The following is a 12740-nucleotide window of genomic DNA, read 5'->3' on the forward strand; positions in this document are numbered from 1 at the left end:
GGGTTGGGGGTGGGTAGGCTCGCTTCAGTCGCGGCCGTTCCGATAAATACGGAAACCAACCCACCCCCAGCCCCTCCCTTCCAGGGAGGGGAGCAGAACGGGCGGGATCGGCCCCCCACTTGACCCATCCCCCACCGCTGTGGTGATACCTTATCCATGACCGATCGTATCGACCGCAAGCTCGAAGAGCTGGGCCTCACCCTCCCACAGGCTGCCGCGCCCGTCGCCGCCTATGTCCCGACCGTGCTGGCGAACGGCATGCTCCACATCTCGGGCCAGCTACCGTTCAAGGACGGCGCCCTGGTCAAGGGCCGCGTCGGAGACGACGTCTCGCTCGAAGACGCGCAGGAGGCCGCCAAGCTCTGCGGCCTGATGCTCGTCGCACAGATAAAGGCCGCCCTCGGCACGCTCGGCCGCGTCGAGCGGATCGTGAAGCTCGGCGTGTTCGTCAACTCGACCGTCGACTTCACCGACCAGGCCAAGGTCGCCAACGGCGCGTCCGAACTCATGGTCGCGCTGTTCGGCGATAGCGGCAAGCACGCGCGCTCGGCCGTCGGCGTCGCCGTCCTCCCGCTCGGTGCCGCGGTCGAGATCGACGCGATCGTTCAGGTTTCCGCCTGACCGTCTTGGAGGCGCGCCCTCGCGTCTCTACCTAAGGCGGCAATGAACGCCGTCACAGCCCGCATCGCCCAAGGCGTCACCTCGATCGCGGCCGAGGACTGGGAGGCGTGCTCCGGCACCGCCAATCCGTTCGTCGGCCACGCCTTCCTGTCCGCGCTCGAAGCCTCGAAAAGCGTCGGTGGCCGCTCGGGCTGGCAGGCGTTGCCGGTGGTGGTCGACGGCCCCGACGGCAAGCCCGCCGCAATCGCCCCCGCCTATGCCAAGAGCCACAGCCAGGGCGAATACGTGTTCGACCAGGGCTGGGCCGACGCGTGGGAGCGGGCAGGGGGGCAATATTACCCCAAGCTCCAGATCGCCGCACCGTTCAGCCCGGTGCCGGGCCCGCGCCTGCTTCTCCGTGACCCTGACCAGGCCCCCGCGCTGATCGCCGCGCTGGAGGCCGTAACCGACCAGAGCGGTCTGTCCTCCGCCCACGCCACCTTCATTGACCCAGACGAAGTGGCGCTGTTCGAGGCGGCAGGTTGGCTGATCCGCCAGGGCACGCAGTTCCACTGGAAGAACGAGGGATACGCCAGCTTCGACGACTTCCTCGCCGTCCTCGCCAGCCGCAAGCGCAAAGCGATCCGCAAGGAACGCGCCGCCGCTGTCGAAGGGCTGACGATCCGTCACCTGATCGGTGCCGAAATTACGCCCGAGCACTGGGACGCGTTCTGGGTATTCTACCAGGACACCGGCAGCCGCAAATGGGGCCAACCTTACCTTACGCGCAGCTTTTTCGACCAGATCGGCAAGACGATGGGCGACCGCGTCCTGCTCATCCTCGCGGAGCGCGATGGCGTACCGATCGCCGGCGCACTCAACTTAGTTGGCGACGACACGCTCTACGGCCGATACTGGGGCGCGACGGAGGAGGTGCCGTTCCTTCATTTCGAGCTCTGCTATTACCAGGCGATCGACGCCGCCATCGCGCGCGGCCTGAAGACCGTCGAGGCGGGCGCGCAGGGCGAACACAAGCTCGCGCGCGGCTATGCCCCGGTCGCGACTTACTCCGCGCACTACATCCCCGACCCAAGCTTCCGCCGCGCGATCGCCGACTATCTCGTCCGCGAGCGCGAGGCCGTCGCCGAGCAGCAGGAGTATCTCGGCGAGCTTACTCCGTTCCGGCGGGGCGAGCAGCAGCAGCCCGGTTGACGCGGTAGAGCAGGCTGGTGCCGTCACGCCGGATCAGCGTCAGGTCGCGGACCAGCGCCGGATCGAATTTCGGCGGGTGGATCAGCCAGACGTAGTCGAATGCATCGCGCGGGAATTTCTCCAGCGCCATCGAGATCGGCCGCCAGAACTGGCCACGGCACTTGATGTCGCTGACGATCTCCGAAGGGTCATGCGCAAAGCCCTTCGCCGCCGGATACTGCGTCGTCATCAACTGCGCGCCCGCCATCGACCACTGATCGTTGGTGAACGCCAGTCGCCGCTCCAGTAGCAGCGCGGGCACATGCTCGAGCCGCGAATACGCCCAGTCGTCGCGACAGCGCCGCCCGACGAACGACACGACCCGCGACCGCTCGGGCACCGTATCGATCGCCGCGATCGCCTGATCGTAGCTGCGATCGTACATCAGGTAGCTGACCGTTGTCCCCGCCAGCCGCACGCCGAAGAACGCAAAGCCCAGCACCGCAAGCACCGCCGCACCGCGCAGCGAGAGCCCATGCCGCGGCCGCAGCGCGATCACCGCGATCCCGAGCATGAACGGCGCGAGCCGCATGTCGGCATAGGCCGAACCGAACACGATCCGCGGCAGCAGGATGTACACGATCGCCAGAAACAGCGCCGAAAGGCTCAGGTTGCGCGAATATTCGATCGTCTGGTCGCGCACGCCGCGGAACAGGATCACGAACAACACGGTGACCGACGCGATGTCGAACGTCATCCAGCGATCGCGCAGGACCATCGTGATCCAGTTCATCTTCCAGCGCCAGTTGAACCAGTCCTGCGTCTTGCCGCCGACATGATCGCCCGACCGCCAGACCACCATCATCACCATCGGCAGCGCGAGCGGCAGGCAGTTCAGCCCCGCCTGGATGCACGCCTTGAACCAGCCATGCGCCCAGCTCTTGGGATCGCTGTCGCGGCGGATGTCGTGTTGGCGGATCAGTTCGGCGGAGAAGGCGAGCACGCCCAGCACGCCCCAGCCGAACGTATGGCACAGCCACAACAGGCACGAGATCGGGACGAATATGGCGGTGCGCAGCCGCGTGCGCTTGAGCCGCCCCATCCGCAGCCACAGCGCGAACAGGTTGAGCGCGAGCGCCATCGCCAGCGCGAAATTCACGAATCCGAACTGAAAGGGGTAGCTGTAGGCGAGCGGGAGGGCGAACAACGCGGTTGCGGGGATTCGCCCGTGCACCTCGCGCGCGATCCACAGCAGGCCCGTCACGGTCAGCGCCGGGATCGCCATCACGATCAGCTTCACCGCCAACTGTAACCCGAAGATCGGCGCCAGCGGCTCGATCAGCAGGTCGATGCCGAGGTTGCCGATCATCTGCCAACGGAAGTTATACCACTGCGAAAGCCAGGGATTGTCGCCGATCGCGAGCTGGACGCGATAGCGCCCCATATGCCCAGGCAGGTCGACCAGTGGCGGGATCTCCGGCCACAGCAACGGTATGATCGACGCCAGCGCCACCGCCACGACGAACCCGCGCGTCTGCCACCACTTCAGCCGCCCCGTCATGCCGTCGTCCACTCGTTCCCCGCTACCGCAACGTCGTTACCGAATGCGATAGAGGCGGAGCCTCGCCCCGCGCAAGGGAAGACGTTCGAAGCCCGCCGGGGCATGGCCGGATTGCAGCATCGTTGCGAGGCTGTTCGGATAGCTGTGGGTCACGTCGATCTCGGAGAAATCGCCGGGGCAAAAGGCGACATAGGTAACGTTCCACTCACGGGCGATCGCCGCGCTGCGGTCGGGACGGCTGAGGAAATAGCGATACATCGCCATGTTGCCGCGGTTGTTGCGATGATAGCCCGCGCCGACCGTCGACAGATGCGTCGCGCCGATCAGATAGGACGCCATGTTCGTCGGCGCCATCACGATGCCCGGCGGATAGCGATCGACCTGCGCCCAGGCATCGCCGGTGTTGCAGAGGATCTGCGGCGTCATCGGCGGCGGGATCCGTACGCCGGGAGCAAGGATACGGAGCGCCAGGGTGGGGGCTTCGGAATAGGCGATGCCCGACGATACCAGCCAAGCACCGATCAGCGCGGGCGCAGCCCAGGTAGTTCGTCGCCGTGCCGCCAGAATCAGGCCGGCCAGTACCGGTACGACCGTCGGCGCGCCGATATAGGTTCCCCGCGCCTGCGACAGCGACACGAGCGCCGAGATCCCGATCACGCCGACTAGCGGCATCGTCACCGCCCAGCGCTTCGGTGCACGCGCGACCATCCAGACCGACGCGATGCACCCGGCGAGCAGCAGGCCACCGATCGACAGCGTGCGCGCAAACGGTTGCGCGAAGATGCTGTTTGCTTCGTCGATGTGCGGCAGGAAGGCCGCGCGCAGGAAGGGATCGACCCTCCCATACGGCCCGGTTAGGCATCCCGGATAGGCGGCCAGCGTGCCACCCAGCGCAAGCGCACCGAGCACGCCGCCCGCGATGATCCGCGATCGCCATGTGCGCAGCCACGGTGTCGCCACGGCCAAGGCTCCCAGCGCCGCGGCGACAGCCAGCGTGCCCGTGGCGGACGCGGGTGTGAAGGCGTCGCATAGCGCGGCTGACCAATAGCTGGGCCGCATCGCCACCAGGAAGACGCCGGTCGTCGCGGCCAGGGCGGCCGCGAACGCGGCTAACCGCAACCGTTCGCGGTCACCGGAGACGACCCAGAACATCGCCAGCGTGGCGACGAGGGCGGCGACTTGCGGCGCAGTTTCCAGCCCGATGACCAGGCTGGCCGCAACGGCGATCCCGGTGATGACGCCGCTGACGATCGTCGGTCGGCGCATCATCATGAGGATCGCGATTTCGATGATGACGATCTGCAGCGCGTGGTGGTCGATCCGCCCCGGGAGGAACAGCGTGATGCCAGGATAGGCGATGCCCGCCAGAATGGCCGCGACGACGGCCGCCTCGTCTCCCCATAACCGGCGGGCGATCCGCACCGACAGGACGATGTTGCAGGCGAACAGCAGCGCCGGATACAGCAGCACCGCGGTCAGTTCGGCGCCGTGACGGCCGACCAGTGGCGTCGCCGCGAGGATGATCCCCGCGATCCCGAAATCGTTCAGTCGTGACCAGTGCATCGGTGCGCCGAGCGGGGGCGCCATGCGATATTGCGTCCAGTCGTCGAAGGCCTGGCCGTTGAGCCAGTCGCGCACCTGCGCCAGCCGCATCATGTCGTCGGCATCGGGCAGGATCAATTGCCCGACGCGATGCCAGTCGGTGATCGCCCAGCAGGTCGACAGCAATGTCGCCAGAACCGCCGCGACGATCACGTCGAAGCGGATCGTGCGTCCGCGGCGGGCATCGGGGGCGGGTACGTCGTCGAATGGCGGCGGGTTTGGCATGCGGTCATCCTGAGGCGAACCTCGTCGGCTTAGCGGCGAATAGTTAACCCTCTTTTTAGCGTTCGCTCCGTATGCCTTCGGGCAAGGGAGGATCATCCATGCCGACAGTGCTGGCCTATCAATCGCCGATCGTCGAACGCGATACGTCGGGCACCGAAGCGGAGGATGCGCTCGAACTGTCGATCGTCATGCCCTGCCTCAACGAAGCGGAGACGCTGGCGCTATGCATCCGCAAGGCGCAGGAATTCCTGCGGACCAGCGGGATCGCCGGCGAGGTGGTGATCGCCGACAACGGATCGACCGACGGCTCGCGCCAGATCGCCAATGCGATGGGCGCACGCCTCGTCGGTGTCGACGCGAAGGGCTATGGCGCTGCGCTGCTGGGCGGGATCGCCGCCGCTCGCGGCCGATACGTGATCATGGGCGATGCCGACGACAGCTACGATTTTCTCGCGCTGATGCCGTTCGTCACCGCGCTGCGCAACGGCGGCGAACTGGTGATGGGCAATCGGTTCCAGGGCGGGATCGCACCCGGCGCGATGCCGCCGCTGCATCGGTATCTGGGCAATCCGGTCCTCAGCTTTCTCGGGCGACGCTTGTTCAACGCGCGGATCGGCGACTTCCATTGCGGCCTGCGCGGTTTTCGCCGCGATTCGGTCCTGGGTCTCGGATTGCGATCGTCGGGGATGGAGTTCGCCAGCGAGATGGTGGTCAAGGCGGTCATGCACCGGCTCGACGTCCGTCAGGTGTCGACGACGCTGTCGCAGGACGGACGTAGCCGCCCGCCGCATTTACGGACGTGGCGCGACGGCTGGCGGCATCTGCGCTTCTTGTTGACCTACGCTCCCCGGTTCCTGTTCGTTTATCCCGGCTTGCTTGCGGCGGCTGGCGGCACGGCGGGAGTCGCGGTGCTCGCGACCGGCGGTGTCGAACTCGGCGGTATCGAACTCAGCGCGACGACGATGCTGTTCGCGGCGATGGCGATGCTGCTGGGCAGTCAGCTGATCGGCTTCGGCATCCTCGCACGGCTGTACGGTGTCGCCAGCGCCTTGTGGCCTACCAGCATGCGCGTCGAGCAATTCCGCCGCCACTTCAGCGTCGAGCGCGGCTGCATCGTTGGCGGACTGCTCCTGCTGCTCGGCATGGCCGGGAGTGCAGGTCTGCTCGCACAATGGGGGCGGGCGGGATTCGGGCCGATGGAGCCGGTCCATCTCATGCGTTTGGCGATCCCCACGATGGTGGCGAGCGTCATCGGGTTGCAGACGATGTTCACCAGCTTCCTGATCGGATTGATCGATACCCGATCCGATCGCTGACGGTGCGACGGACATGAAAAAGGGGAGGATACGATCACCGTATCCTCCCCTTTTTCATGTCCGATGGTTTTTCGATGCCAGGCGGTGCGCTTCGGTTCAGCGCGAGAGCACCGTGACGAAGTGCAGTCCGCGATCGAACAGCCATGAGAACGGACGGGGATACAGCGACAAGCGCGTGGCGAACCGGCTGCTGCCGAGGTCCAGCGTGCGCCAGATGTTCGTCCATTCTTTGCGCGACAGATAATTATACGGCAACCGCACGCCGTGGGCTGCGTTGCCGACCCAATCCATGAATCGCAATGTAGTGTTCGCCGCGATCCCGTCGCGCAAGTGGTCCTTGATGATGACCATCGGCGCGATACGCGCGATCTCGGCGAGCACGGCTTCGGGATCGTCGGTATGATGTAGCACGTCGACCACGATCGCCGCGTCGAACGCGTTGTCGCCGAACGGGATATGCGCGCCGTCAAAGGCGTGAACCGGGATCGCAGTATCGGGGCGGACCAGCACGTCGATGCCCTCGATCACGACATCAGGGCGCTTTTGCATGATCAGCACGGCCAGATCGCCGCTCCCGCATCCGACGTCGAGCACCCGTGCGCCGTCCGGCAGCCGTTCCGCGATCACGGCCGCCAGGCGACGCACCCGGCGCCCGAACACCAGTTTATCATGAACTGCAGCCAGCACGTCGCATCTCCCCAATCAGAAATGCGAGCCTGCCCTCAAGTCGATGACATTTGGTTAACGCGCAATGCCGAACGAAGTTCGCGACCGACCGTTACCGGTCGCGGCGCCCCAGCAAGCGCAATCGAAGTGCGTTCAGCTTGATGAAGCCTTCCGCGTCGCGCTGGTCGTAGGCGCCCTGGTCGTCCTCGAACGTCACGACCTTCTCCGAATACAGCGAGTTCGGCGATTTCCGCCCCACCACGTACACGCCGCCCTTGTAGAGCTTCAGCCGGACCGTGCCCGACACTTTCAGCTGGCTGTAGTCGATCGCCGCCTGCAGCATCTCGCGCTCGGGGCTGAACCAGAAGCCGTTGTAGAGCAGCTCGGCATAGCGCGGTGCCAGCTCGTCCTTCAGATGCGCGGCACCGCGGTCGAGCGTCAGCTGCTCGATGCCGCGGTGCGCGAGCTGATAGATCGTGCCACCGGGAGTCTCGTACATGCCGCGGCTCTTCATGCCCACGAAGCGGTTCTCGACGAGGTCGAGACGCCCGATGCCGTGACGGCGGCCGTAGTCGTTGAGCGTCGACAGCAACGTCGCCGGGCTCATGCCCTCGCCGTTGATCGCGACACCGTCGCCGCGCTCGAAATCGACCGTGATGTACTCAGGGGTATCGGGCGCGTCCTCGGGGTTCACGGTGCGCGAATAGACGTAATCCGGCACCTCGTCCCATGGGTTCTCGAGCACCTTACCCTCGGACGAGGTGTGGAGCATGTTCGCATCGGTCGAGAACGGCGACTCGCCGCGCTTGTCTTTGCTGACCGGGATCTGGTGCTGTTCGGCGAACTCGATCAGCTTGGTACGGCTGGTGAGATCCCATTCGCGCCACGGCGCGATGACCTTGATGTCGGGCGACAGCGCGTAATAGCCGAGCTCGAAGCGGACCTGGTCGTTGCCCTTGCCGGTCGCGCCGTGGCTGACCGCGTCGGCGCCGACCATCTTGGCGATCTCGATCTGGCGCTTGGCGATCAGCGGCCGCGCAATCGACGTGCCAAGCAGGTACAGCCCCTCGTACAGCGCGTTCGACCGCATCATCGGGAACACGTAGTCGCGGACGAACTCCTCGCGCAGGTCGTCGACGAAGATGTGCTCGGGCTTGACGCCCATCATCTCGGCCTTGGCGCGCGCCGGCTCGAGTTCCTCGCCCTGGCCGAGATCGGCGGTGAACGTCACGACTTCGCAGTTATACGTCTGCTGGAGCCATTTCAGGATCACGCTCGTGTCGAGGCCACCGGAATAGGCGAGTACGACGCGGTTGATTCCGGCGCCGCCGGCGGGGTTGCTCTGATCGGTCACGGGCAGGATCCTTCGGGCAATATCCAATGTCCGCGCCCCTATGCGTTGAGGCGCGTTCGCGCAACCGCCGGACGCCCGACACGCGTTAATGGCGCGTACAACCGAATCCCGCTATTCGCGCCGCACATCCACTGGAGTGTCCCGACCGTGCTACGCCAAAGCCTCACCCTTCTCGTCCTCGCCGGTCTCGCAACCCCGGCGCTCGCGCAGGAAACGCGCGCGTCTGCCGCCGCCAAGTTCAAGACCGAGTTCGCCGCATCGGATACCAACAAGGACGGCGTCCTGACCCGCGCGGAAGTGCTGGCACGGATCGACAACATGAAGGTCGGGGCAGGGCGTCCCGATCCCGTCCACGCCAAGCGTCTCGCCGATCTGTGGTTCACGAGCGCGGACAAGAACAAGGACGGCAAGGTCACGCAGGCCGAGGCACAGGCGCTGCTGGCGGCGACGTTCGCGAAATACGATGCGAACCACGACGGCAAGATCGGCGGCGACGAACGCGCGGCTGCGAAGGCGCAGATCCAGGGTCCGCGTTAAAGCGCTACGAATTCCCCTCCCTGGAAGGGAGGGGTTAGGGGTGGGTTGGCCCGTTTCGCAGGCGCCGCCCATCCCAAGCGGCCGACTCACCCCCAGCCCCTCCCTTCCAGGGAGGGGGGCAGGTCAGCCCTCGCGCAACGCCCGCTCGCCCTCGATCATGTAGTCGCGGGTCATCGGCAGCGTCATCCGGCTCTTCGACAGCTGGATCTGGTAATTGACCATCCCCCCGGTCCGGAACGCTGCCGCCGCGCCCGCCAGATAGAATGTCCACATCCGGTAGAACCGCTCGTCGTACAGCGCGACGATCGCGTCCTTCGCCGCCACGGTCCGGTCGTACCATTGGTCGATCGTCAGCGCGTAATGGACGCGCAGCACCTCGATATCGGTCGGGAACATCCGCAGCCCCTCATACCCCTTCACGATCTCCGACAGCGCCGGGTTATACCCGCCCGGGAAGATGTACTTGGTCGTGAAGGTGTCGGTGACGCCCGGCCCGCCCATCCGGCCGATCGTGTGGAGCAGCATCACGCCGTCCTCGGTCAGCAGGTCGCGGCACTTGCGGAAGAACGCCTTGTAGTGCGCCGGGCCGACATGCTCGAACATCCCGACCGAGACGATCCGGTCGAAACTCCCTGTCAGTGCGCGATAGTCGATCAGCTCGAACGTCACCTTGTCGGCGACGCCGGCCTCTTCGGCCCGCCGCCGCGCGACCTTCAGCTGTTCCTCGCTCAGCGTCACGCCGAGCACTTCGGCGCCGGTCTTCGCGTGCAGGTACAGCGCCATTCCACCCCAGCCGCAGCCGATGTCGAGCACGCGCATCCCCGGCTGGATCGCCAGCTTGGCAGCGATATGCGCCTTCTTGTCGTTCTGCGCCTGCTCCAGGCTGTTGCCGGAAGCGGTGAAATACGCGCAGGAATATTGCCGGTCCGCGTCGAGGAACAGGTCGTACAGCCGGTCCGACAGATCATAGTGATGCGCGACGTTTTTCTTCGACCGGCGCGCCATGTTCACCCGGTCGACACGGTGCACCACCTTGTCGAGCAGCTTGATCGGCAGCGACGGATTGAGCCCGCCACCACGCTCCCACGGGCTGTTGCCCTTGAGCAGATCGACCAGATCGCGAATGTCGCCGCGTTCGATCACCAGGCGCCCGTCCATGAACGCCTCCGCCGCGCCGAGCGCCGGGTGGCGGATGATCGCCCCCGCGACACCGGGCTCGGTCAATCGGATCGTGACGGGGCTGTACGCGGGGTCGGGCTTGCCGAAATGCTTCGTGGTGCCGTTGGCATGGATGAGCGTGAGTTCGCCGGTTTTAACCTGCCGGGCCAGGAAACGATCGAAAAGAGCCATGTCGCGTTAGCTAATGACTGGTACGGAATTGCGCCACCCCTCGGCGCGCTTCAGATCCCCGCGTACCAGTCATAATCTACGTTATCTTCCCAATAGCCCCCTTTGCCCTTCCCGATCCCGGCGAGGCTGGCGACCGCGTCGATCGCCATGACGTATTTGGCGTGCTTGTAGCCGAGCTGCCGTTCGACCCTGAGCCGGACGGGCGCGCCGTGCGCGACGTCGAGCACCTGATCGTTCAGCGCCCAGGCGAGAATCGTCTGCGGATGGAACGCGTCGACCAGATCGACCGATTCGTAATAGTTCGCGCCGCGGTAGAGGTCGGCGCAGGTGAAGACGACATAGCGCGCCGTGTCGCGGATCTTCGCGGCGGTCAGCAGCGCGCCGAGCTTCGGCCCCTGCCATTTGCCGATCGCGCTCCAGCCCTCGACACAATCATGCCGCGTGATCTGCGCCCGCGACGGCATCTGGCGGAGTTGCGGGAGCGACACCGACAGCGGGTTATCGACCAGCCCGCCAACTTTCAGCCGGTAATCCGCGAAGTTGTTGACGACCATCGTGGTATAGTCCGCCGTCCCCGGATTGCTCGTTCCGTTCGAGCGGAAAATCGGCGACATCTGCGCGGGGCTGAATTCGGGCGCCAGCGCGTTGCGGTTGGTCAGCGCGCGTTGCAGCCCGCGGTTCATGTCCTCGCCCATGAACAGGATCTTCCGCGCCTCGGGGTTCGCGGCGATCTTGTCGCATCCGGTCAGCAGCACGCCTGCGCCGACCGCGGCGCCAGTGACGAGCGAGCGGCGGGTAATCAGCGAGCTCATGCGACGTCCTCCGACGGGTGGGCGGGGACGTGCCCCGGAACCTTCCAGCGCCCGGTAATCATCGACCGCACCTCGTTCCACGTTCCCGCGAGGATCACCAGCGCCAGATGCGCAATGATGAATAGCACCAGCCCAGTGGCGGCGATGAAGTGGATCGAGCGCGCCGACTGCCGCCCGCCGAACACCTCGAGCAGCCAAGGCCACGCCGCGTCCATTCCCGGCGACATCGTCAGTCCGGTCAGGATCATCACCGGGATCAGCACGAAGATCGTCGCCACATAGGACAGTTTCTGGAGGATATTGTATGCGCCCGGCTTCCTGGGATCGTGGAAGCGAAACGCGAGATGCTCCTTCACGTCGTGCACCACTTCGCGCGGCGACAGCTCGGCGGCGCGGACGCGCAGGTCGCGCTGGAAATGCTTGTTGACCAGGCTGACGATCATGAACCCGAGCAGCGCGAAGGCGAGCACCAGCGCGAACAGCAGATGCCAGCGCCGCGAAATGGCAAGGTTGTAGCTCGCGGGAATCGTCAGCAGGTTGAGCAGCGACACCAGCCAGCTCGGCCACTGGTCGAGCGTCGTCCACGCCGTATCGAAATTCGCGCCATACCGGCCCCAGTACAGCCGCGGATGCGCCTTGAGGATGCCGATCCCGCTGCCGATCATGATGAACATCGTCACCACCGTCACCCAGTGCCAGATGCGCGTCGCCAGTTTATGGCGCTTGATAATCGGGATGGGTAGGGGATCGTTCATGCTCGACCTTCGCTCTAGGCAGTCGAAACGTTGCATAGCAGGGATAAGCGTATGACCGAATGGCATTCTTACGAGCCCACGAACGGCCATCGCCTGCCGCATGACCCCTTGAATGCGATCGTCGCGCCGCGCCCGATCGGCTGGGTCAGCACCGTGTCCGCCGACGGCGTGCCGAACCTCGCGCCGTACAGTTTCTTCAATTTGTTCAACTACATCCCGCCGATCATCGGCTTCTCGTCGATGGGGTGGAAGGACAGCGTCGCCAATATCGAGGCGACCGGCGAGTTCGTCTGGAACCTGGTGTCGCGCGACCTCAGCGAGGCGATGAACACCACCGCCGCCAACGTCGCCGCCGACGTCGACGAGTTCGCGCTCGCCGGGCTGGAGATGGCGGCTTCGACCAAGGTGAAGCCGGCACGTGTTGCCGCGTCGCGCGCGCAGTTCGAGTGCAAGCTCACCCAGTTGATCCGCCTGGAAACCAAGGAATGCCGCGAGCTGGACCAGTGGCTGGTGCTCGGCGAAGCGGTCGCGATCCATATCGACTCGGCGATGCTGGAGGACGGTGTCTACCAGACCGCCCGCGCGCAACCGATCCTGCGCGGCGGCGGTCCTGCGGATTACTTCGAGATCACCGAAGACGCGCTCTTCAAGATGCGCCGGCCGGGCTGATACCTTCCTCCGTCATGCCGGGCTTGTTCCGGCATCCACGGCACCGCGCAATCGAGAGACGTGAGTGTGCGGAACCGTGGACCCCGGAACAGGTCCGGGGTG

At 65.5% G+C, this 12740-nt stretch carries 12 protein-coding genes; 5 read left to right on the top strand and 7 right to left on the bottom strand.

What is annotated here, in order from left to right; genetic code table 11:
• Positions 1-156: 156 nt before the first annotated feature.
• Together ASF09_RS18770 and ASF09_RS18775 are read left to right on the top strand one after the other, a co-directional pair.
• On the top strand, positions 157-621 hold the full coding sequence (locus ASF09_RS18770; protein ID WP_060527583.1) for a RidA family protein: 465 nt from the start codon (positions 157-159) through the stop codon (positions 619-621).
• A gap of 42 nt (positions 622-663) precedes the next feature.
• A complete protein-coding gene (locus ASF09_RS18775) occupies positions 664-1812 on the top strand; it encodes a GNAT family N-acetyltransferase (RefSeq protein WP_060527585.1) in 1149 nt (382 codons plus the stop codon).
• Here the strand turns inward: ASF09_RS18775 and ASF09_RS18780 are convergent.
• On the bottom strand, positions 1772-3352 hold the full coding sequence (locus ASF09_RS18780) for a hypothetical protein (RefSeq protein ID WP_200912594.1): 1581 nt from the start codon (positions 3350-3352) through the stop codon (positions 1772-1774). The two genes, ASF09_RS18775 and ASF09_RS18780, sit on opposite strands and share 41 nt — an antisense overlap.
• A 36-nt stretch (positions 3353-3388) precedes the next feature.
• On the bottom strand, positions 3389-5179 hold the full coding sequence (locus tag ASF09_RS18785; RefSeq protein ID WP_060527587.1) for a hypothetical protein: 1791 nt from the start codon (positions 5177-5179) through the stop codon (positions 3389-3391).
• Positions 5180-5277: 98 nt separating this feature from the next.
• Between ASF09_RS18785 and ASF09_RS18790 the strand changes: the two genes are divergently transcribed.
• A complete protein-coding gene (locus ASF09_RS18790; RefSeq protein ID WP_082444476.1) occupies positions 5278-6495 on the top strand; it encodes a glycosyltransferase family 2 protein in 1218 nt (405 codons plus the stop codon).
• 96 nt (positions 6496-6591) lie between these two features.
• On the opposite strand, the gene ASF09_RS18795 is transcribed toward ASF09_RS18790, so the two are convergent.
• Complete coding sequence (locus ASF09_RS18795; RefSeq protein WP_056054492.1) at positions 6592-7182, bottom strand: class I SAM-dependent methyltransferase; 591 nt, start codon at positions 7180-7182, stop codon at positions 6592-6594.
• Positions 7183-7273: 91 nt separating this feature from the next.
• Positions 7274-8515: an argininosuccinate synthase gene (locus tag ASF09_RS18800; RefSeq protein WP_235529894.1), complete on the bottom strand. Its 1242-nt coding sequence runs from the start codon at positions 8513-8515 to the stop codon at positions 7274-7276.
• 147 nt (positions 8516-8662) lie between these two features.
• Between ASF09_RS18800 and ASF09_RS18805 the strand changes: the two genes are divergently transcribed.
• Positions 8663-9052 carry an EF-hand domain-containing protein gene (locus ASF09_RS18805; protein WP_060527588.1) on the top strand — a complete coding sequence of 130 codons (390 nt, stop codon included), beginning with the start codon at positions 8663-8665 and terminating at the stop codon, positions 9050-9052.
• A 123-nt stretch (positions 9053-9175) separates the two neighbouring features.
• Here ASF09_RS18805 and ASF09_RS18810 read toward each other — a convergent pair whose 3' ends face one another.
• Genes ASF09_RS18810 through ASF09_RS18820 form a run of 3 tightly spaced genes read right to left on the bottom strand, consistent with a single transcriptional unit; the run spans position 9176 to position 11969 of the window.
• Positions 9176-10402, bottom strand: a complete 1227-nt coding sequence (locus ASF09_RS18810) for an SAM-dependent methyltransferase (protein ID WP_060527590.1) — start codon at positions 10400-10402, stop codon at positions 9176-9178.
• 50 nt (positions 10403-10452) lie between these two features.
• Positions 10453-11214: a molybdopterin-dependent oxidoreductase gene (locus tag ASF09_RS18815; protein ID WP_060527592.1), complete on the bottom strand. Its 762-nt coding sequence runs from the start codon at positions 11212-11214 to the stop codon at positions 10453-10455.
• Positions 11211-11969: a cytochrome b/b6 domain-containing protein gene (locus tag ASF09_RS18820; protein WP_060527593.1), complete on the bottom strand. Its 759-nt coding sequence runs from the start codon at positions 11967-11969 to the stop codon at positions 11211-11213. Before ASF09_RS18820 ends, ASF09_RS18815 begins: the two co-directional genes overlap by 4 nt.
• Before the next feature lie 51 nt (positions 11970-12020).
• Between ASF09_RS18820 and ASF09_RS18825 the strand changes: the two genes are divergently transcribed.
• Positions 12021-12638, top strand: a complete 618-nt coding sequence (locus ASF09_RS18825) for a flavin reductase family protein (protein WP_060527595.1) — start codon at positions 12021-12023, stop codon at positions 12636-12638.
• The last annotated feature ends 102 nt before the right edge of the window (positions 12639-12740 follow it).

Origin of the sequence: Sphingomonas sp. Leaf242 (assembly GCF_001422045.1) — a bacterium.
Taxonomy (GTDB): domain Bacteria; phylum Pseudomonadota; class Alphaproteobacteria; order Sphingomonadales; family Sphingomonadaceae; genus Sphingomonas.